Source organism: Alteromonas sp. ABV4_150 (genome assembly GCF_056311745.1).
In genome coordinates, this window is sequence record NZ_CM149971.1 from 2004754 (window position 1) to 2026063 (window position 21310).

General features: G+C 44.6%; 20 protein-coding genes. 8 read left to right on the plus strand and 12 right to left on the minus strand.

Going from position 1 to position 21310, the window contains the following annotated elements:
* Positions 1–42: 42 nt before the first annotated feature.
* Positions 43–651: a glutathione S-transferase family protein gene (locus tag ACYX4M_RS08770; protein ID WP_476082699.1), complete on the plus strand. Its 609-nt coding sequence runs from the start codon at positions 43–45 to the stop codon at positions 649–651.
* Positions 651–1310 carry a glutathione S-transferase family protein gene (locus tag ACYX4M_RS08775; RefSeq protein ID WP_476082700.1) on the plus strand — a complete coding sequence of 220 codons (660 nt, stop codon included), beginning with the start codon at positions 651–653 and terminating at the stop codon, positions 1308–1310. Before ACYX4M_RS08770 ends, ACYX4M_RS08775 begins: the two co-directional genes overlap by 1 nt.
* On the opposite strand, the gene ACYX4M_RS08780 is transcribed toward ACYX4M_RS08775, so the two are convergent.
* A complete protein-coding gene (locus ACYX4M_RS08780; protein ID WP_474834582.1) occupies positions 1303–2202 on the minus strand; it encodes a LysR family transcriptional regulator in 900 nt (299 codons plus the stop codon). The two genes, ACYX4M_RS08775 and ACYX4M_RS08780, sit on opposite strands and share 8 nt — an antisense overlap.
* A gap of 119 nt (positions 2203–2321) precedes the next feature.
* Here ACYX4M_RS08780 and ACYX4M_RS08785 point away from each other — a divergent pair, with 119 nt between their 5' ends.
* Positions 2322–3083, plus strand: coding sequence for a hypothetical protein (locus ACYX4M_RS08785; protein ID WP_476082701.1), 762 nt, complete (start codon positions 2322–2324; stop codon positions 3081–3083).
* Between the two features lie 32 nt (positions 3084–3115).
* Here ACYX4M_RS08785 and ACYX4M_RS08790 read toward each other — a convergent pair whose 3' ends face one another.
* Both ACYX4M_RS08790 and ACYX4M_RS08795 read right to left on the minus strand, forming a co-directional pair.
* Positions 3116–4021, minus strand: a complete 906-nt coding sequence (locus ACYX4M_RS08790) for a homocysteine S-methyltransferase family protein (protein WP_476082702.1) — start codon at positions 4019–4021, stop codon at positions 3116–3118.
* 27 nt (positions 4022–4048) lie between these two features.
* Positions 4049–5221 (minus strand): ROK family transcriptional regulator, encoded by a 1173-nt coding sequence (locus ACYX4M_RS08795; RefSeq protein ID WP_476082703.1) that lies wholly within the window; start codon positions 5219–5221, stop codon positions 4049–4051.
* Between the two features lie 277 nt (positions 5222–5498).
* On the opposite strand from ACYX4M_RS08795, the gene ACYX4M_RS08800 reads away from it, so the two are divergent.
* Positions 5499–6467: a carbohydrate kinase family protein gene (locus tag ACYX4M_RS08800; RefSeq protein ID WP_476082704.1), complete on the plus strand. Its 969-nt coding sequence runs from the start codon at positions 5499–5501 to the stop codon at positions 6465–6467.
* A 116-nt stretch (positions 6468–6583) separates the two neighbouring features.
* On the opposite strand, the gene efpL is transcribed toward ACYX4M_RS08800, so the two are convergent.
* The 4 genes from efpL to ACYX4M_RS08820 all read right to left on the minus strand — a co-directional run bounded on the left by efpL (position 6584) and on the right by ACYX4M_RS08820 (position 10008).
* Positions 6584–7159, minus strand: a complete 576-nt coding sequence (efpL, locus tag ACYX4M_RS08805) for an elongation factor P-like protein EfpL (protein ID WP_025257482.1) — start codon at positions 7157–7159, stop codon at positions 6584–6586.
* A gap of 101 nt (positions 7160–7260) precedes the next feature.
* Positions 7261–7611, minus strand: coding sequence for an ATP dependent DNA ligase (locus ACYX4M_RS08810; protein ID WP_476082705.1), 351 nt, complete (start codon positions 7609–7611; stop codon positions 7261–7263).
* Positions 7496–8992: a cisplatin damage response ATP-dependent DNA ligase gene (locus tag ACYX4M_RS08815; protein WP_476082706.1), complete on the minus strand. Its 1497-nt coding sequence runs from the start codon at positions 8990–8992 to the stop codon at positions 7496–7498. Before ACYX4M_RS08815 ends, ACYX4M_RS08810 begins: the two co-directional genes overlap by 116 nt.
* Positions 8992–10008: a ligase-associated DNA damage response exonuclease gene (locus ACYX4M_RS08820; protein ID WP_474872361.1), complete on the minus strand. Its 1017-nt coding sequence runs from the start codon at positions 10006–10008 to the stop codon at positions 8992–8994. The genes ACYX4M_RS08815 and ACYX4M_RS08820 overlap by 1 nt, the downstream gene beginning before the upstream one ends.
* A gap of 242 nt (positions 10009–10250) precedes the next feature.
* Here ACYX4M_RS08820 and ACYX4M_RS08825 point away from each other — a divergent pair, with 242 nt between their 5' ends.
* A complete protein-coding gene (locus ACYX4M_RS08825; RefSeq protein ID WP_476082707.1) occupies positions 10251–11066 on the plus strand; it encodes a putative porin in 816 nt (271 codons plus the stop codon).
* Positions 11067–11318: 252 nt separating this feature from the next.
* On the opposite strand, the gene ACYX4M_RS08830 is transcribed toward ACYX4M_RS08825, so the two are convergent.
* Positions 11319–12119, minus strand: a complete 801-nt coding sequence (locus tag ACYX4M_RS08830; protein ID WP_476082708.1) for a hypothetical protein — start codon at positions 12117–12119, stop codon at positions 11319–11321.
* 138 nt (positions 12120–12257) lie between these two features.
* Entirely contained in the window at positions 12258–13436 is a 1179-nt protein-coding gene (locus ACYX4M_RS08835; protein ID WP_476082709.1) for a DUF418 domain-containing protein, read from the minus strand.
* 255 nt (positions 13437–13691) lie between these two features.
* Here ACYX4M_RS08835 and ACYX4M_RS08840 point away from each other — a divergent pair, with 255 nt between their 5' ends.
* The 3 genes from ACYX4M_RS08840 to ACYX4M_RS08850 all read left to right on the plus strand — a co-directional run bounded on the left by ACYX4M_RS08840 (position 13692) and on the right by ACYX4M_RS08850 (position 18271).
* Complete coding sequence (locus tag ACYX4M_RS08840) at positions 13692–16202, plus strand: ligase-associated DNA damage response DEXH box helicase (RefSeq protein ID WP_476082710.1); 2511 nt, start codon at positions 13692–13694, stop codon at positions 16200–16202.
* 187 nt (positions 16203–16389) lie between these two features.
* Positions 16390–17094, plus strand: coding sequence for a ligase-associated DNA damage response endonuclease PdeM (pdeM, locus tag ACYX4M_RS08845; RefSeq protein WP_476082711.1), 705 nt, complete (start codon positions 16390–16392; stop codon positions 17092–17094).
* A 127-nt stretch (positions 17095–17221) separates the two neighbouring features.
* Positions 17222–18271, plus strand: coding sequence for a Gfo/Idh/MocA family protein (locus tag ACYX4M_RS08850; RefSeq protein WP_476082712.1), 1050 nt, complete (start codon positions 17222–17224; stop codon positions 18269–18271).
* A gap of 107 nt (positions 18272–18378) precedes the next feature.
* On the opposite strand, the gene ACYX4M_RS08855 is transcribed toward ACYX4M_RS08850, so the two are convergent.
* The 3 genes from ACYX4M_RS08855 to folM all read right to left on the minus strand — a co-directional run bounded on the left by ACYX4M_RS08855 (position 18379) and on the right by folM (position 21171).
* Complete coding sequence (locus ACYX4M_RS08855) at positions 18379–19272, minus strand: carbon-nitrogen hydrolase (protein ID WP_476082713.1); 894 nt, start codon at positions 19270–19272, stop codon at positions 18379–18381.
* Positions 19259–20323, minus strand: a complete 1065-nt coding sequence (locus tag ACYX4M_RS08860; protein WP_476082714.1) for an agmatine deiminase family protein — start codon at positions 20321–20323, stop codon at positions 19259–19261. The genes ACYX4M_RS08855 and ACYX4M_RS08860 overlap by 14 nt, the downstream gene beginning before the upstream one ends.
* Positions 20324–20463: 140 nt before the next feature.
* Entirely contained in the window at positions 20464–21171 is a 708-nt protein-coding gene (gene folM, locus ACYX4M_RS08865; protein WP_476082715.1) for a dihydromonapterin reductase, read from the minus strand.
* Positions 21172–21310 lie beyond the last annotated feature (139 nt).

The following is a 21310-nucleotide window of genomic DNA, read 5'->3' on the forward strand; positions in this document are numbered from 1 at the left end:
CCCTATATTTAACATTCTGTCATAAGGTCTGTGGCAATCATTATGAAAATCTACGAAACGAAAACGGCACCTAACCCGCGTCGAGTACGCATGTTTTTAGCCGAAAAAGGCATTGATGTTGATTACGTGCAAGTCGATATTCAAAAAGGTGAAAACCTAAGTGCAGAAATGCGCGCTAAAAACCCATTAGGGAAAATACCCATCCTAGAGTTAGATGACGGTACCTGTATTGCAGAAACCGATGCGATCTGTACTTACTTTGAAGCATTGCAACCAGAGCCCCCTTTAATGGGAACAACGCCCGTTGAAAAAGCCACAATCTCCATGTGGCAGCGCCAAGTAGAGTTAGCCTTCATGATGCAAATTGGCATGTGCTTTCAACATACCACAGGTTACTTTAAAGATCGTATGACTCCGGTGCCTGAATATGGCAAAGAAGCGGGTATCAATGCGTCTAAATATCTTAACATTCTAGAGCGTCGACTTGGTGTAAAAGAATACATCGCTGGCGATACCTTTTCTATCGCCGACATAACCGCGTTATGCGCTATGGATTTCGCCCGAGTGGTAAAAATTCGTATGACTGACGACCACGTTAATTTAGCGCGCTGGTATGAGGCCGTAAGCAACCGAGCGAGTGCAAAAGCCTAATGATAGATTTATATACCGCAGCCACCCCTAATGGTTGGAAAGCGTCAGTAGCGCTTGAAGAAATGGGACTTGAATATACAGCTCATGCTGTAAACTTAATGAAAGGCGAGCAGAAAACCCCTGAGTTTTTAGCCATGAACCCGAACGGACGTATACCGGTTATCGTAGATAGAGAAGCCGATGGCCACGTTGTTTTCGAATCCGGCGCCATTATGATTTATCTCGCTGAAAAGACCGGAATGTTCTTGCCGAACGATGCTAAGGGAAAGAGCCAAGTTATCCAGTGGTTAATGTTTCAGATGGGTGGAATAGGCCCTATGATGGGGCAAGCCAACGTGTTCCATCGTTATCTAGAAGAAAAAATCCCCGTAGCAATAGCGCGTTACCAAAACGAAGTGCGACGTTTATTCACCGTACTGGATAATAGGCTAGAAAATCGTGAATATCTGGTAGACGACTATAGTATTGCTGACATGGCTAACTGGTGCTGGGTGCGCACTTACGAATGGTCTGGTGTTAGCATTGAAGGCTTGGACAACCTAATACGCTGGAAGAACAGTATTGAAGCGAGACCAGCAGCAAGGCGCGGCGTAGAAGTGCCCAATAAAATTGATAAAGAGGCGCTTCTTAAAGGCGCCAAAAATGTGGTTACTAAATAACGCTTTTAACTGAATCGACAAACCGATTGAGCCAGCCTGATGCCATACTCGGTTTGTAAATCAACTCAAAATGCTCTTCATGGCAAAAGTCATAATCTGATACGGACACGCAAGTAAGATCATGACTTTTCGCTATGAAGTCAGGTACGTAGGCCAAAGCCAGTCCTTGTCGAACAATAGACAGCAGTGTGCCAAAATCATTACATCGATAGTGTATAGAGCGGGGGACTTTGTCGTCTCTCCACCCATCAGAGCCTATGCCCCGTTTTATTCCACAAAAAGGTGAAACGTCAGGGCATGCAAAAGCGAAAGCGAACAAACTTTGGCTTGTTAATATACCGTTCTTTGCTTCAGCTACCGCAGGGTGATTTTTTGCGGCCGCAACCACATAGGTAGACGACCCTAATAATATGCTATGCAGAGACGGGTCTTTCTCTCGTTCTTCCATTGCAAAAGAGGTGGCGATAGCCACGTCGCTACCCCCTTTAGAAACGCTATCCAGCGCTTTCCCTTCCCAGCAAGCGTGGATATTGACGTGAAAGCGATCTTGTGAAGAGGAAGGTTTAGCAAGCAAAGTTGGCAAGTAATATTGAAGCAAGAGTGATGGGCCAGAAACGGTAATGTTGTATAAAGCAGTATTACCCCTAAACTCACTGAGTGCCTGATCGGCTTCGTGCACAAGATGAGTGGCATAAATAAGGAATTTGTTTCCCCGTTGGTTGAGTCGAATATGTTTACCTACGCGGTCAAACAGTTGGCTTTCTAACTGTTGTTCTATGCGTTTCACCACTTTAGACAATGCGCCTGTGGTAACCGATAAGTGCACAGACGCTTTATTCAAGTTCTCATGTTGGGCAACAACAATAAATTTTCTTAAGTCTTCAATATCCACGGGTTTGCCGCCTCATCGTTTCCGGTTGGGAATTATACATATATTTATTGTAGCTTAATTGTAGGTGGTTCCTGTGCCAGTATCGCCATAATAAAATTGTTATTAAGCGTAAAAGGTTTATGAAGCGTCTTTATTTGACTGTCTTGTGTTCATATATGGTGTGCACGGGAGCAACGGCGACAACCACAAAAGAACTAAGTGCAGATGGCATTAGTAAAGCATCCAATGCGAGTTCTTCTATACACGCCGGTCATAAAAACCACAAAAGAGTTGGTTCTCACGGTATGGTGCTATTTACAGATGGCGCTGAACTCTATGCGAGTCACTTACCCCTTTATTATTCGCCACATGATTACCAACTTATTTATGCTGTAGGAAGTCCGCATAAAGCTGTGCTAATTGCGTACCTACAAGCAGGCTCAACCTCTCACAGCAACATGGTGACCCTGTTACCAGAAAATTTTGATTTAAATAAACTTGTTGATGGTGAAAGGTTTTCTATCTCAGCACAGTTTTATAAAGGTCATTTAGAGCGAGGCGGCACTAAGTGGTTGGGTAAATCGGAACTGACATTTGAAAAGCTGATGTTTAAACGTCGCTTGGTAAAACAATACAAACCGCCGCATTCTGACGAAGATAGTGCTAAAGATGCGCTAAATGAAAAGTGGACACGCATCAGGCTCGGCGACAAGTATTTATACATTCACCTTATTGGCGAACGCCCATCCTTTGATGCAGTAATTATCGTTGACGATTGTCAAGTAACCTTAGAAAACAAGCTGGGCGAAAGTGTGCCGAGCAAGGCTCAAATTAAAGAGGTTTTTTCTCACTGCGGCTCGCCTATGCTAGTGTACTTTGAAACACAGGATTTTGCGCTCTAACGCCGCTGATTTGCGCTAGCATGATTTCAATTCTAAGGTTTTACGCTATCACTTATAGCTTTGATATGCTCAGGGCCTATGCCGCAGCAGCCACCGATAATACTGGCATCCGCTGCTAACCATGACTGAGCATAATCCGCATAGCGCTGTGGCGTTATATCGTTACGTAACTCTGACAAAAGCGCGTTAGCTTCATGCTGACGCTTCCTTTCTGAAAAGCTATTGGCGTACGCACCGGTAACGATGTTCTCATTTATTTTTCGCGTAATTGTCAGTGCACTTTCCATTTCTTCTGGCTGTGAACAATTAAAAAGTACGCTTTCAACACGCTCCAGCAAAGGTTTAATTTTTTCTAGCGGCTCGCCTGAGCGAAGGGTCACAGGCTCGTCTGACGACGCTCTATTTTTCAAAGAAAACGACAGCCAAATGGGATGGGAAGACAATGTTTTTATTAGTGAAACTACGGCATCAGCTTCTTCAATAGAGCAAGCAGTTTCAATAAGCCAAACATCCACAAAAGGCGCTTGCGCTTTAATAAGGGGGGTTAGAATCTCTGCAACGCGTTCCGCATCGAATAAGTCTGGGCGGTACGAGCCAAAGGCTGGTGGGACACAGCCCGCGACTGACAACTTATCACTTTTATACTGCTGAAAAGTAACGGCTTCTCTCGCTAGCTTAGCCGCTGACTCGGCCAGCGAAAATGCTTGCTCGTTAAACGCGGTTTCGCCAATATGAAATGGAACGAGGGCATAGGCATTTGTAGTAATGACAGTGGCACCAGCATTTAGAAAGTGGGTATGAACCTCACGCACTAGTTCAGGGGTTTGCATTAATGCCAGTGCGGACCATTCCGGCTGCCTAAAAGGTGCGCCGATCTTTTCAAGTTCACGGCCCATTCCACCATCTAGAATATGAATCACTTTACTACTTACTGTCATGAAAACCTTAACTGCACATCTTACTAGTTAAAAATAGTTAGCCTGAAGCGCCAAGTTTGCGCTCCCAATCGATTGGGCTTTTACGCCCACGTGACCGGGACTAACTTGCGCAGGTTTAATACCTCGCATATCTAAGTCTTTCAGCGCACTTTGAGTTGCTTCAACTAATAATTCTTTTATGTTGCTGGGTATGGCGCCGTCAATAATTACGCCGTCTAAGTCCAAAATGCTCATAGCACACTGTGAAGCGAACGCCAGCCCTTTGGCCGTCTCACCCACCCAATTTTTTACAATTACTTCATTGCACTGCCAGTAAGAGGGTGACTCATAAATGTGCTTGGCTTCTTCCCCCGCTTTTTCCAGTTCTCTTTCCAATAAATAGAGTGAAGACTGTGTTATTAACTGGCGCTGCTCATTCTGGTTAAAAAAAGGTAGTGAGCCAATAGCGCCCGCATTACCCGCTTTGCCATTGATAAGCTGATTGTTAAGTACTAGGCCGCCCCCTAAAAACGTACCAACAAAAATATATAAAAAGCTATCGTATTGTTTCGGATTGCCGAAAGACATTTCCGCACTACATGCTGCTCCTGCATCATTTTTAATGAAAACAGGTAGGCTTAATAAGCTTTCAAGTTCGGTTTGTGGGTCAAACTCTTTCCACTCTTCTAGCTCTTTTCTCGGCGCGCCTGCTTCTTCTGCCCAGCTCCAAATTTCAAAAGGCATGGCTACGCCCAACCCTCTAACTCTATTTTGCTGCGCTGCATCTAGGTTTTTGATTAAAACACTGAATGCACGTTTGGCGAAATTAAGTAGATTGCTCACTGACGGGTACGCGAATTTTTCATGGAGGGTTGCTTTAACATTGCCTTTTAAGTCGAGTAAAGTCATATCAAAACTGCGGCGACCTACTTTAAGGCCAATGCTGAATGCCCCGTTAGCATTCAAACCGAACGGCACTTTAGGCTGGCCGACGCCACCTTTAATAGGTGTTAAGCGTTTAACTAATCCATCGGTTTCTAATTTCTTGATAATAACCGTCGCAGACTGCGCCGACAGCCCGGTCAGCTGCGCAATCTCAGCTTTAGGTAATGCAATGCGTTGCCGAATTAAAGTTAAGATAGCACGCTCGTTCGCTGAGCGATTATCGACTAACACGGGTGCATTCTGTGAAGGCAAGTGAAACGCTGATTCAATATTCAAAGTAATTACTATCTACCCCTTAAAAGTGAAGAGAGTTTAATAACAAAGCTTAGCTTCAAATTAAAGCGACAATGCCTAATTTTTTTTAAAAAAAGCCTACAGTTTTTAATGCAATACCTACCTATCCTATAATTCTTTGAAAAAAATAAATCAAGCAGGTTGATTTAATGGGTTTCTTCGTCAATACTATGCCCCAATTAATTAACGATTCGTTAACCTTACGTATTGTGCGCAAAAGGTAAACGTCTCTTTTAGGCATTTTTTGAGCGAGGCTGGTATGAAGATTTTGTGTTTAGGTGAAGTGCTTATTGATATGTTAAGCCAAGGTGCAGCGCCCAAAGATGGCAACATACCAGCCATGAAGCCCTTCCAGCCCTATGCTGGTGGCGCGCCTGCTAACGTGGCGGTTGCTGTAGCTCAACTAGGAGGTCAGAGTGCAATGGTCTCTAAAGTCGGTGACGATACTTTTGGAACGTTTCTTAAAGAAATGCTCGAGCACTACAAAGTAAATACCGACTTTGTGTGGACGACCGAAGAAGGGAACACGGCACTGGCGTTTGTAAACTTAGATGAAGACGGCGAACGTTCGTTCGACTTCTACGTTGATAATGCCGCGCACAAGCACATTTCAGAACAAGACTTATCTACGATCGATTGCGACAAGAATACGGTACTTCATTTTTGCTCGGGTTCAATTTCTGGCCCTGAACTTATTCCCGGCACCGAGTTTATTTTAAACAAGGCAAAGGAAAACGGCATGATGGTGTGTTTAGACATCAACTATCGCCCAGCATTTTGGGATGAAACAGCCAATGCCCCAGCACGTATTGATGAGGCTGCTAAAAAAGTTTCTGTGTTAAAGGCAAGCCGTGAGGAACTTGCAGAGCTTTACGGCGAAGAAAATGCCGATGCAAAAGTACAGCAGTGGCTTGATAGCGGCGTTAAGGTCGTATTGGTAACAGACGGCGGTGAGCCAATTCACTATATTACTAAATCGTTCAGCGGCACCTTGGCATCGCCAAAAATGGATGTGAAAGACACTACTGCAGCCGGTGATTCATTTATCGGTGGGTTCCTGTATTTCCTTTCTACCAAGGTTAAGAATGCCGATGAGTTCGATGCATGGGCCGAAAATTTTGAAAATGTAAGCGAAGCCACTGAGTTTGCTATTCGCTGTGGGGCTTACACGGTAACCCAGTATGGTGCATTTAGTGCACTGCCTACACAGGAAAATATCGCTAAGTAGAAGCGTTAAAAAAACGCTTTCAAAGCTGTGCAGCAGGCAATAAAAAAGGGTTCGATAGAACCCTTTTTTGTCATTTAAAGCTATACGAGCAGCGTAAGCTAATACGTCAAGTCGGCCTAGTGCTTATCGGCTCTGCTTTGGAACTTACGTTCTTCGGTATTAACCTTAATCCATTCACCGGTGCTAATATATTCTGGCACTTGTACGACTAAGCCGGTCGAAAGCGTAGCCGGTTTAGTGCGAGAAGTAGCAGACGCACCTTTAATGGACGGGTCGGTCTCAACTACTTCAAGCTCCACGCTCATTGGCAAGTCCAAGGCAACGGGTACTTCGCTAACAATAACAACTTGAATGCCATCGGTTTCTTCGTTAATAAACAGAGCTTCGTTTTCAATACTTTCTTTATTCAAATGGTAAGGGGTGTAATCTTCTTTATCCATGAACACATATTCTTCGCCATCAATATACGAAAACATAGCAGGACGACGAATTAAGTCAGCCATATCTAGGGTATCTGAGTCTTTAAAGGTTTCATCGTATTTGGCGCCGGTTACTACATCGTACATACGCATGCGATAGATGCTGCCACCAGCACGACCTTGAGGGACAGAGCGTTCAATGTCTCGCACTATGCAAGTTTTTCCGTCAAATACCACAGTGTTATTCTTTTTAATTTCACTAGCCTTAGGCATGGCGATTTCCTATTGTTTTATTTTCTTAAGGTGCAAGCCTTGTTTCTATCTCGCCTTATTCTCTGCGATTTTACAATACTAAGAAAGTGTTTTTATTGGGCTTACCCTTCGATTAGCGCCTTTACATTCGCTAAGGTATCAGCTTCACTCGCGGGCTTGTCCCAACGAATTCTATGAATACGGGGAAAGCGCAGCGCGACCCCTGATTTGTGCCTTGACGAAGGGTGTACAGCGTCAAAAGCCACTTCAAGTACCAGCGCTTTTTTCACTTCTCTCACCGGGCCAAATCGACCTACGGCGTTGCGTCTTACCCAATTATCCAGTTTTTTGAGTTCTTCATCGGTGAAGCCCGAATAGGCTTTTCCGATAGGCAGAAGTCTGACTGTCCTCCCAAGCGCCGAACGTGTAGTCAGAATAAAAGCTGGAGCGCTTGCCGTGCCCGCGCTGTGCATACATCATTACCGCATCCACAACTAGCGGATCGCGCTTCCACTTAAACCATTGGCCTTTGGGTCTGCCAGGTACATACTTACTATCTAAACGCTTTATCATCAGCCCTTCTACCGCACGATTTTGGCATACTTGGGTGTGAAGCTGGCGCAAAGTTTCAGGTGAAGTTGCATTGAGTGTTTCAGAAAGAAACAAACGTCTGTTATCCGTTTTGCTAAACCATTCTTCAAGGGCGTGGCGTCGCGCTTTTAGTGTTTTATCTGTTAGATCTTCTCCATTAAGGACCAAAGCATCGTAAACTATAAGTCCCACGGGGGCGGAAGACTGTAGTGCTTTACTCGGTTTCTTTTTATTAAGACGCTGCTGAAGGGCATTAAAGGTATCCACGTCTGGCTGTGTGGCGGATGAAGCCTGTTTACCGCTTTTATCACAACTCGTGCGTTGACTAGCCGCACTTTGGGCAATCGATTCTTCAGATTGATGTAAGCCATGTTCTGCATTGTGGATAACCAGCAGTTCTCCATCTAGCACCATATTGCCGCTTACAGACTCAAGCAGATCAGGGAATGAGTGGCTAATATCATCGCCAGTACGGGAAAAAAGGGCTTTTTCAGGCTTATCATCATCGGCCTGACTATCTTTCTGAGTCTTATCATCAACAGTTTTATTCGACTTAACAACAAGCTGCACTCGAATTCCGTCGTATTTGTTTTCAATTTGCCAAGTGTCTTTGGTGAAAGCGTCGATGTCGCTATCTTCAATGGGGTGAGACAGCATGACCGGGTGAAAAGTGACGGCGTTTTCAACGTCTGGCTTGTCGGCTTTTCCTTCTAGCCAACTCAGCATCTCTACATAAGGTGGGGTAACCGCATGCCACAGCGTCTCAATTTCTTTGATGTCCTTATTGCCGTAGTCGGCCAATATCTGTTTTATAGAGCGAGCCGACACACCTATACGTAATCCCCGCGTGCCTAATTTTAGTAATGCCCAGCGTTGGGCAGGTGTCATTATTGTTAGGTAATGGGCTAGCGTCTCAGAAACTTTCTGCTTACTGACTGAAGCGAACGTTTCTACCACTTCGGTAAGCGTGGGTAGTGACTCTGATGGCTCGCTGTAAGGCCATAAGTGGGCTACGGTTTCACTAACCTCACCGACATAGTCATAGCTCATGGCAAAAAGCTCGGGGTCGGTATGTTCGGTAATAAGCTTTTTTACCGTGTTTCGTTTAAAAAAGTCGAACCGCAATGTCCCTGCCATAGCAGCAATTGCCCAGCCTCGGTCAGGGTCTGGTGTACTAGCAATGTAGTCGGCGATAAGCTGCGCTTTGGCTTTGTTTCCAGTCGTGAAATACAGCTGTTCAAGTAAGTGACTGAATGCTTCCACTAATCGCCTCCTTGTTCTGCTTCATCATAACCGACTAGTGATAGCGCTCTGGCTTTAAACCCCATTTTTTCTGCCTGATACATCAGCGCATCTTCTCTGCCATGGGTTACCCACACTTCTTTCGGGTTAACTTCTTCAATGGTTTGAAGTAATTCTGGCCAGTCGCAATGATCAGAGATAATAAGCGGTAGCTCGGCATTTTTTTGCTTAGCGCGAGCGCGGATTTGCATCCACCCAGAGGCCACCACAGGGCGCACGTTAGGCAAGCTTCGTGACCACCTATCGGCAAGTGCAGAAGGCGGCGCAATGACTATCTCACCGGCTAACGTTTTTTTATCCGCGACCTCAGACACCGGAATTAACTCGCCTAAGTCTATTCCTAAGTGCTTATAGAGGTCACACAGCTTTAGCTGCGCACCGTGTAAGTAAATTGGCTTGGTGTAGCCCGCCTCGCGCAGCGCTAAAATAACCCGCTGGCACTTACCTAATGCATATGCGCCTACTAAATGACATCTTTCGGGGAACACCCGCAACGAATGAAGGAGTTTTTCAATTTCATGCTCAATGGGTGGGTGCTTAAAGACAGGAAGCCCAAAGGTAGCTTCGGTAATCAATACATCGCAAGGTACAACTTTAAAAGGCGGGCAGGTAGGATCGTGACGGCGTTTATAATCGCCGGAAACCACAACGCGGTAGCCTGCATATTCAATGAGAACTTGGCTAGATCCTAAAATGTGCCCTGCAGGATAAAAAGTGGCTTTTACATCGTTAAAATTAATACTTTCACCCATAGCTACAGCGTGTTGATGAGTAGCCATATCTTCACCGTAGCGGGTTTGCATAATAGCCAGTGTTTCTGGGCTTGCGAACACGCTGTAATGACCTGCCCGTGCATGGTCAGCGTGACCGTGTGTGACAAGCGCGGTGGCGACTTCGTTCATTGGGTCGATGTAAAACTCACCCGGCTCGCAATAAAGGCCAGTATCGTCAGTTTTTAACCAGGTTGATGGGTGCACTACTTATAGTCCTGCCAAATCAGAGAATGCTTGTTACTACGTAATCAACCCCGGTAATCGACCACTTGATATGTACAAGGTAAATAACTCAACTCAGTGTGGACAAGCTAGCTTCGGTAAACTGTCACAAGATATGTCATTATGTATTGAGGTATTGAAAGAAATGAACTTTTTCTCTAGATTTGGCGTCTAGTTAGTGAGAGCGTCGCAGGGATGCTCATTTTGAATAAGGATATTGTCACGTGTTACGTTTAAGCACAGTCATGCTTGCTTCTTTAACTCTTCCCGTCTTTGCCCAATCAACTGATATTCAGCATGAAATCGCATTAGGTTTCTCTGATGTCCGTGATGCCGATGACAACTTTATTGGTGCAAGTTACCGCTACTATTTTGAATCAGTCAATATAGACCAGCAACCTTGGTCGATTAGCCCCTATCTTCAAAGAACGAACAATGTTTCTGTGGATTATTTTGGCATAGATAACATCGACAGCGTAAATGTTCGAGGAGAATGGTTTTACTCGAATGCACTGGTAATTCGAGGTCGTTACGGACGTGTAACCAACGACAATAGATTTTTTGACGAAACATTAAATCGCTATGCGGTAGAGGTGTCTACTTTTGCGAACCAAAATTGGGAATATGGCATTGGCATAGAGTACTTTCATCTAAATGAAGAGCTTTTCAGTTTAGATGACTCTGGCAGCAGTGAAGAGCGTTCAGATTCTGAATTTAGCTACAGTGCATTTGCAAGATATACGAGCTTTGGACAACGCGCTGGCAAGTTTCTTCCAGGCTGGGATACCAAGTTAAAAGCTACGCAGTTTGATGGCGAGTTCTCCGTCGAGCTAGATGCAGATTATTACTTCCGCCCTGATTGGAGCGTGGGCGTAACCTACATTCACGAAAGCAATGAAGTAATAGGCTCTGACAATGTTATTGAATTAGGTACTCACTACTGGTTTAACCCGTATTCATCTATCGAATTTGGGTTAGGCTATGATACTGACGAGAATCAGTTGGGTTCGGCTACGTTGTTAGGAACATTTAGATTCTAATACGCCATTTAAGTGAACGAGGGCCTTATTTTTTATAGGCCCTTTTTTATATTCATTTATACAGGTGAGACAGCTTAAAGTAATAACTTGAAGGCTTGAATGGTGCTGGTTTTCTATTGGAGGAGTATCGATAGTGAATTTTTCGGCATTACGTCGAGTGTCGCTTCGGGGAGGTTTGGATTACCAAGTTTGAGTACGGTTCTCTCTGAAAGCTTTAACGCTTTCTCAATATTCTTAAATTTAATGTACTCCTCAAATAACGCTGAGAAGCTTTCCGTCTTGTCGAGCAATGGTTAACCCTCGTTCTATGCGCTGCGCTAATTCAGGTTTCGATTTTGAAACGAAAAAAAACATGTAAGACGGGTAATACAATAAAACTGAAGGGTCTATGATAATGTCTGGATCGCTTAGCGATTGAGCCTCTACCACCGCCTCATGGACTGCACGAGGAAAATAATCGACTCTACCAGCCTTTAAAAGTTCAATGATAATGTCGTAATTACTGGTTCCTAACACAGTAAAACCGTTATGTTCTAGAATTTGAAAATCGGGCCAGTCGTGACCTTGACCTGCAACAAATCGCTTTAGGTCACGCGCGCTGCGAACATTGTTGAACTCACGTAGCGTGCTTTGGCGAATCAAAGAGACGCGATAGCCCATGATTCCGTTTAATAGAGGGACCCGCACCGGAATGGCTTGCTGTTCACGTAGTTTAGACGTCACTGTCCAAAACACGTCAATTCCTCCTTCTTGGTTTAGCTCGCGCAGAACGCGTTCTTGAACCAAATTGCCGCTACTCTCTACAAGATATGTCGATTTATTAGGGTCTTCTGTTTTGCTGAGCGCTAATTTAAGTAATGCAGAGTAATAAGCATGAGAGGCATAGTCGAGCTCACTACTTTCAACTATCTTAACTTTGTAACTGCTAGGGGGGCCCTGTGATGTTTGCGCACCGTCCACCACACTTCCAAAAGCACGTTGGCAGAAAAGGTGCCAAATAATCATCACCGCTACTATTGAAAATAGCCCTAGTCGACCTCGATTTTTTATCATGCCTATTTACCTCAATGGCTCAGAAAAAGCCATTGGGCCCGCTAACCTTTAGTACAGAAAAGATAAGCAGGCCTCGTTATTTAGGTTACGTTTACCATTCAGTATAGACACTATTTCCGAGATGCAAGTGACATAGTGTTAGGTGAGCTGTTCTATCTCATCTGGTTTCAATTTTTGCTTTATGTGAAAACTGCGCAAATACAGTCCTCGCCATAGTGCTTCAAATGGTCCCTGATCAAAATGCTTAGTAATAAAATTCGCCAGCAAAATTTGAATTGCTGTAAGCGCAAGGGTAATTAACATCAAATCGAGCAGCGTCACGGTATAGGCAAATTCGGGGTAGTAAGCGGGCATAATCACACGAAACAGCACAGCCAGAACAATGGATTGTGTTAGATAGAGGGTAAACGCCACCTTGCCGCAGTTAATAAGTGACTGATACCACCAGGTGGTTGTATTTTTCACTTTGATTAACAGATGGGCGTAGGCAAAAGCACAGAAAATAGCGGGGATACTGGTAAACATGGGAATAACATCTGAGGTTACCTGTTCAAACATTAATTGAGGAATAACAGTAACAACAGAGGTTGCTATGGCAATTGAAGCCACTTTTGTAAATACAGTAGATGAAAACCCAACGCTGAAGAAACCACTTCTATAAAGGTAGGCGCCAAACATCATAAGCCCCATCGACTGCCACAGCATGGAAAAAGGGGCTGCAATAACGGTAGCAAGAACAAAAGCAGCTTGAACGCCAATTTGGAACAAATAACTACTTTGCCATTTTGTAACCTCTTCGGCGTAGGCCTCACTAGGCCTAAGGGGCGGTGCGCCACCGTAGTCGTATCCAAGCGTAAGTACTATGCCAAAAACAAGCATAATAATGCTGCCCACAATAAGATATTTAACGCTTTTTGCACGAAGCGCTTCTTGGTCTAGCGTTAGGTGTTTTAGTACAAAGTAGGCGCAAAGGCTGTAATAAAGCAGTATGTCTCCGCCAAATACGAACACGCCATGTATTAACCCAAATAAAAATAGCCATTTAAGCCGAGATTTAGAAAAGTCTAGAAAGTTGTGCCCACGCTTTTGGCAAATATCAAATTGAATCGCTAAACCTGCTCCAAACAACAGGCAAAATAAGGTGCGAAATCTTCCATCTAAGAAAAGCGCGCTAAATGTTGAGATAATCTCATCAGATAAAAGTGGCTCTTCAAAAAACGCGTAGCCGGTGTGAAAATTTTGATGGTATGCAATGTTTAAAAACAGTATGCCAAGGATTGCTAAACCTCTAATGGCATCTATTGATTGAATTCGCATTTACGTTCCCTGTAACAATTTTTAGTTGAATATCGAGTGTAGTGTCTCGTTTTCGTGGTGTCGATATTTAAAGTGTAGTCAAATATTAACCATTACTAATATCATTAAATTACGGGAGATATTTACTTTTTCAATAAAGTTAGACTGCATTGAGTCTCAAACGTTATCGAAAAGGCACCAAGTAGGGCATTGGTGTAAATAAACTTAACGAAGAATTTGGCGTATAAAACCGAAAAGGCATAACAGATACTGTAAATGACATTACTTCCCTGCGCTTTCGCTAAGTGGTTTAAGCAAAAAGGCTGGCAACTACGTGATTATCAACAGAACATGTTGGTGGAAAAAGATAAACATGACTGTACATTACTGATAGCACCGACAGGGGCGGGTAAAACCTTGTCAGGTTTTCTTCCGAGTTTAGTAGAGCTTAGTGAGTTAAATGAAGTAAATGAATCAGCTAAAAACTCAGCTGAAAACAAGGGTAATCAGAGTGAGTTTAATGGTTTACATACCTTATACATTTCTCCACTTAAAGCGTTAACTCAAGATATCCATCGCAATCTGTTGCAGCCTATTGAAGAAATGTCGCTGCCTATCACTGCGGAAACCCGCACTGGCGATACGCCTTCTCATAAACGTCAGCGACAGCGTAAAAAGCCGCCTAATATTCTACTTACTACCCCCGAGTCCCTCATGCTGATGTTAAGCTACGCCGATGCCGATAAGCTTTTCGGTAAGCTAAAACGGGTGATCATCGATGAAACTCACAGTTTAATGGCGAATAAGCGCGGCGACTTTTTATCACTCGCCCTAGCGCGATTAAGCGTGTTTTCACCACGCTGCAAACGCATAGGCTTGTCAGCGACCGTGGCGTTTCCAGAAACATTGGGCGCGTGGCTAGCGGGCAGTGACAGTGTTGCTAATATCATTAAAGTAAAAGCGGGCGAGAAGCCAAAAGTTGAGATGCTGCATTCTAAAGCACGCATGCCTTTTGGAGGCTTTATGGCCCGTTACGCCATTGATGATATCTATGAGGCCATAGAGAAAGCGCAGACTACACTGGTTTTTGTTAATACTCGTGCTCAGTCTGAGCTTTTATTTCAAATGTTGTGGGAAGCAAACAAAGCTGCGCTTCCTATAGCGCTTTATCACGGCAGTTTAAGTAAAGAGCAAAGGCGAAAAACAGAAGCCATGATGGCAAGTGGTATGCTTAGAGCTATTGTGTGTACTTCTGCGTTAGAGCTAGGCATCGACTGGGGCGACGTCGACAAAGTCATTCAAGTAGGTGCGCCTAAAGGCGTAAGCAGGCTGCTGCAAAGGATAGGTCGAGCGAACCACAGGTTAGATGAACCTAGCGAAGCGTTACTTGTCCCAGCAAACCGGTTTGAAGCGCTGGAATGCCAAGCGGCCATTACTGCTATAGAAAAAGGTGAGCTTGATGGCGAAAGCCCTCAGCCAGGCGCTCTAGACATCGTTCCGCAGTTTATCTTGAACTGTTTATGCAGCAAAGCTGATAGCCCGGATACCTTGTACCAAGAGATCCTTACCGCCACGCCTTATCAAGGGTTGGATAGAGATGATTTCGATAAACTGTGGCGCTTCACTCAAGACGGTGGCAGCGCACTTAACGCCTATGAGCGGTATCAACGCCTGACAAGAAATGATGATGGCACGTACTCGCCGGCAAATCGTCGGGTTATACAAAGACACAGGCAAAACATAGGCACAATTGTTGAGGCAGGACGGCTTAAAGTAAAGCGCATTAGAAGAGGAAACCAGGGCAAGATCATCGGTGAAGTAGAAGAATATTTCGCCCAGCAGTTAACGCCCGGAGATACCTTTTATTTTGGTGGAGAAGTGCTGCGCTTTGAAGCTATTCGCGACATGCAGCTTCACGCCAAGCCGGCCAAAGCGAAAGAGCCTAAAATACCAAGCTACGCAGGTGGGCAAATGCCGCTATCTACTTATTTAGCGGAAGGAGTGAGAGCGATTTTGGCTACTCAAAAGTCGTGGAAAGCTTTGCCGATACAGGTACAAGAGTGGCTGAAGCTTCAGCAGGCGTTCTCTCAGCTACCTAGCCCTGAAAAGGTGCTGGTGGAGCAGTTTCCATTTAGACAAGCGCAATATACCTTGTACTACACCTTCGACGGACGCAAAGCGAACCAAACCTTAGGTATGTTACTAACGCGGCGAATGGAAAAAATGGGCATAAAGCCGTTAAGCTTCAGTGTGACTGATTATGGTTTGTCGGTAGCATCAGTGAACGCCATCACCCAAAGGCAGTTACAGCAGCTGTTTCAGCCGGATATTCTGGGTGACGAGTTGGAAGACTGGATGTTACAAGCGCCAATGCTTAAACGCTCGTTCAGGCAAGTAGCGGTAGTGAGCGGGTTGACCGAGCAGCGTTATCACGCCAGCCAAAAAACCATGAAGCAGGTCACCTTCTCTACGGATCTTATTTACGATACGCTGCGTGAACACGACCGCGATCATATTCTACTGAAAGTAGCACGGGCGGATGCTGAACGAGAGTTACTCGACTTAAGGCGACTCGCTAACTTACTTATTCGCTACGTAGATTCAGCGACATTAGTTAATCTTGAAAAACCGTCGCCTATGGCCATACCCATTGTCCTTGATGTACGCAGTGAACAAGTTAAAGGCGCTGGTGCACAGGCCATTATCGAGCAAGCTAATTTGTACGCCGAAGCTGAAACCATGTTAGACGAAGTTCGCGCGTTACTCTCAGGGGCTAGCGTTGAATAGGGTGAGACTAAACAGAATATTCATACTTTGCTTTCCCATATTAACGGTGTACCTCACGCCTGACGCTTTACTTAATAAACATTTGCGGAAAGTCTTTAAACAGGAAAGCTAAATAGTATTTCGTTAAATAAACGTGCAGCGTTACCCAGGTAATAAAAACTCACAAACGAAAAATAAAGAGGATAATTTGGCAATAACCGACGCGTGGTTGACTGAAAAAGTCAGTCAGCGCCACATTACTATTACGAAATACGCAGACTATCTGTGGTTATTAGACGCACGTGGCGTGGCTTATTTACCTGCATGCGACTGGCTAATTGTTTCTGACCTTCATTTAGAAAAAGGCAGTTATTTACGCAGTTATGCCAATCCGTTACCCAGTTTAGATTCAGCCGCCACACTCAAACGCCTGGAAAGCATTATTGATGATTACCAGCCCAAGCGAGTAATAAGTTTAGGAGATAGTTTTCACGATAAACACAGCATGTCTCGTATGACCAATGAAGACCGTCAGCACTTATGTAGGCTTGTTGATAGAGTTAAAGAGTGGATGTGGGTGGAAGGTAACCATGACCCAGATCTGCCAGAAGGCATTCCAGGCACGGCATGTTTTGAAATAGTGCTTGATAATATGGTGTTCAGACATGAACCAGAAATGAGCGAAACTCGTGCTCAGGCTATTGGTCACTACCATCCCAAAAAGCGCACCACCATTACACGCCGTCGTTACTCAGGTAAATGCTTTACTAACAACAAAAGCCTATTTGTAATGCCCGCCTTCGGGCAATTTACCGGTGGGTTAGATATAGACGAAGACGTAATGCTAAGGCTTCTTCCCAAGCCGACCCGTCAAGTTTTCATGCTCTGCGACGGCATTATCTTCAAAATATAGCCCACAAAAAATGGGGTCAGAGTCAGCGTGACATTAACCTTCCTTCTGACCCCCTCATTGTTTAAGCCTAGTTTAGTGCGCTGAGTTCCCATATACTTTTTCAATTGAACAAAAAAGGAACAGGAAAATGTATCGATTCGGAATTGTCGGCGCAGGCATGATTGCGGATTTCCATGCTCAGGCCATCCACGCTATTCCCAATGCAGAATTAACAGGGATTTATTCACGTTCAATTGAAAAAGCCAACACATTCTCTGAAAAGCATAGCTGTAAACCTTACGACGAGTATACGTCGTTTATAACGTCTCCTGATATTGACATCATTACTATATGTACGCCTTCAGGCTTTCATTTAGAGCCTATATCCGCCGCCGCAAAAGCGGGCAAGCATATAATTTGTGAAAAGCCGCTGGAAGTTACATCTGACAGAGTCGATGAAATGATTGCGGTGTGTGCTGAAAACGATGTGATGCTAGCGGGTATTTTTCCTCGTCGGTTTAACGCCTCTTCACAGTTACTTAAGCAAGCTATAAACGCTGGGCGCTTCGGCAATATTGCCATGGCTGATGCCTATATTAAATGGTGGCGAACTCAAGAGTATTATGAAAGCGGTGCGTGGCGTGGTACATGGAAACTTGACGGTGGCGGCGCGTTGATGAACCAATCAATTCATACTATAGATTTACTTCTTTATGTAATGGGGGATGTAAAATCTGTTAGAGCAGAAACTAGGCTGGTGGCCCATGATGGTATAGAAGTGGAAGATGTTGGAATTGCGATGCTCGAGTTTAAAAACGGAGCATTAGGCGTTATTCAAGGTTCAACAGCTTGCTGGTCTAAAAGCGGTCATCCGGCAGAGATACAAATCACTGGTTCTAAGGGCTCTGTTTTTATGAGCGATGATAAATTTCGAGTCTGGGAGTTTGCTGAAGAAAGCGAAGAAGACGAAGAGATTAGATGCAAGTATGGGCCTTCTGAAAATGAAGCGGGAGCTGGAGCAGCTGATCCATCTGCCATCGATTTCGTGTGGCATCAAAGAAACTTCGAAGATGTACTAAATGCCCTTGATAACGGCACTAAACCACTTGTAGATGGATTTGAAGGACGTAGATCGATTGCGCTACTAAACGCTATTTATCGCTCAGCGAAAAACGGCGGTGAAAAAGAACTTGTGTAAAAATGGGGTCAGAGTACATTTCACAGTTATTGCTGCTTAGAAAAAATGTACTCTGACCCCTATTTATTTGCATTTATTAAAATGTACTCTGACCCCATTTATCTGGGTTAGTCGCGCCAGCGTTTGGTTAACTCGTCGTAGGCGTCTATGCGGCGGTCACGGAAATAAGGCCAAATGCGCTTAACCTGCTCGGTACGTTCCATATCAAGCTCTACTGACAGCGTGGTTTCACCTTCAGCTTCGGCTTTTGCCAAGATCTCGCCCTGCGGGCCTGCAACAAAGCTTTGCCCCCAAAACTGAATGCCTGGGTCGCCTTCAACTGGTGACGCTTCAAAACCAGTACGGTTGGCTACGATAACCGGTACTGAGTTTGCCACCGCATGAGAACGCTGGATGGTTTCCCATGCGCCGTGCTGGCGGGTACGCTCTTCTTCTGTGTCAGTTAAGTCCCAGCCAATAGCAGTAGGGTAGAACAACAAGTCTGCACCTGCCATTGCCATTAGGCGTGCCGCTTCTGGGTACCATTGATCCCAACATACCAATACGCCAAGTTTACCTACGCTGGTTTCAATAGGTGTGAAGCCCATATCGCCCGGCGTGAAGTAGAACTTCTCATAAAAACCCGGGTCGTCAGGGATATGCATTTTTCGGTATTTGCCCGCAATTTCTTTACTGCGGTCAAATACTACGGCGGTGTTATGATATAAACCTGAACCGCGCTTTTCAAAAAGCGACGTCACTAAAACGATATTGTGCTTCTCGGCGAGTTCACCAAAAAAGTCTGTCGCTGGTCCAGGGATTGGTTCAGCCAAATCAAAGGCGTCAGTATCTTCTTGCTGACAAAAGTAAAGGGTGCTGTGCAGTTCTTGAAGCAAAATACACTCGCAACCTTCAGCCGCTAATTTGGCGATTTGCTCGGCACTTTTATTCCAGTTCGTTGCTTTATCGTTGTCAGCAACGGCCTGTTGTACCAGGCCAACTTTTAGCTTAGCTGGGCGCATGTAATGACACTCCTTTCTTTAAGGTGGCGATAATCGAGTCTTTTAGCGTATTTGTGGGTACTTGCATAGAAATACAATGCAAGCTGCCGTATTGTCTTACGAGTACACTGCAATCAATTGGTTCAACAATATGATTGGGATGTGCTTTTTGCACCGTCTCTATGGCTTCGGCATCTTCTTCTTCACCATACACGGGCAATAAAATCGCGTTATTACAAATTAAGTAATTAGCATACGATGCCGGCAAGCGATCCCCTTCATCATTAACAATATTAGGTAGCGGTAAATGAAATTGTGCATGCTCAGGCAATTCAAGGGCGCATTCGTCACATAACGCTTTTAACCCTTCGAAGTGACTGTCGTTAGGGCGGTTGTTACACGCTTGAATTACAAGGCCTTTATTCGGGGTAAAGCGCACTAATGTGTCGATATGACCGTCAGTGTCGTCGCCTTCTAAATGACCATGCTGCAATATAGTAACCTTGCTGCAGCCCAGCATATCTTTAAATGCATCTTCATAAGCACTTAGCGACATGTCACCGTTGCGTTCAGGGTTAAGTAAACACTGAGCGGTACTTAATAGGTGTCCGTTTTCATCAATTTCCAGCGCGCCACCTTCAGCCACCACAGGGCTGCTGCGAAGCACAGATTTGCACATGGCAGCAAGATAACGCTGATTAGCCAGGTTATCTTCATCGGCATTAAACTTATTGCCCCAACCGTTAAAGCGAAACTCTACAGGCGAGCCGTTCCCATCACAGTCTTTGCAAGTGATAAAACCGTAATCGCGCATCCAGGTGTCATTAAAGGATGCGGAAACAATAAGTACTTGGGCATTCTCTGGTAAACGTGATTTAAGACCGTCTACATCGCTTGGCGCGCATAATAAAATCACGCCCGCATGATTACGGTTTACTGCAGCAATTACGTTTAAATAGGTCGCTCGCGCCTCTTCCAACCACGGAGCCCAATCGGTTTGTGCATGTGGCCATGCCAACATAACTGCATCAATGTTATGCCATTCAGGCGCCATAATACGGTTGCCGTGCATAGTAGGATTCCAAATCGCTTTAAAATAGGGAGTGGATTATAGCCATGCCTCGGCACCAGACCAAGGCTAACGGCGATGAAATTAATTGACGGTGACGATTAATTTAAAATACTAAAAACCTAAGCTTAAAGTCTGTAATTTCACTTTAAATGTCGCCCACCGTTGAGGTGAAGGGTTTGCCCCGTCACGTAGTCACTGTCAAATAAATAGTTCATGGCTTTCACAGCCTCTTGCGCGCCTGGAACGATTTCAAGTAACGACTTCTTTACTGCCTTTTGTTTATAAGCTTCGTCATCACCTTCGTTGAACATAAGCAAAGCTGGGGCCACGCTATTTACTTTCACCTTTGGAGCTAATTTCTTAGCAAATGATAAGGTTAGATTGTGCAGCGCTGCCTTGCTTGCCGCATAAGCCATATGCTTCTCGCTACCTGTTTCTTGTACGTAATCAGTCATATGAATAATGTCAGCTTGCACTTCACAGTCTTGCAGCGCCTCTTCAAGTGCCAAGTTTATGCGGTAAGGAGCAACAGCATGGACCATCATCATGCGCTCTATTAAGTTATGTTTGTTGCTGTAATCTTTCTCCTGCGCCCAATCCGATGCGTTATGAATTATCCCTCGATAGGTTTTACTGATTGCCTTAATCTCATCAATTGCTCGATCAATAGCCGCCTCAGTGCTAAAATCTGCCTGTAAGACTGTAGCGCCTTTATCCTTAAGCATTGCAATACTGGAGCGATGTGTTCGATAAGTCACGACAACGTGATGGCCTTGTTCGAGTAACCTGTCAGCCATCGCTAAGCCTAAACGTTGACTCGCGCCTGTTATTAGTACAGGTGAATTCAAGATAGCGTCCTTCTTTTCTAAGAGGTATCAGTTTTATTATTCCGTGCTAAAAGCACGCGAGGAAACAACAACATTAAATAAAAGTCATGTTGTCGTATAATGGAACTTTTACGATTTTACAGGCGTATCAGTTCAAAAA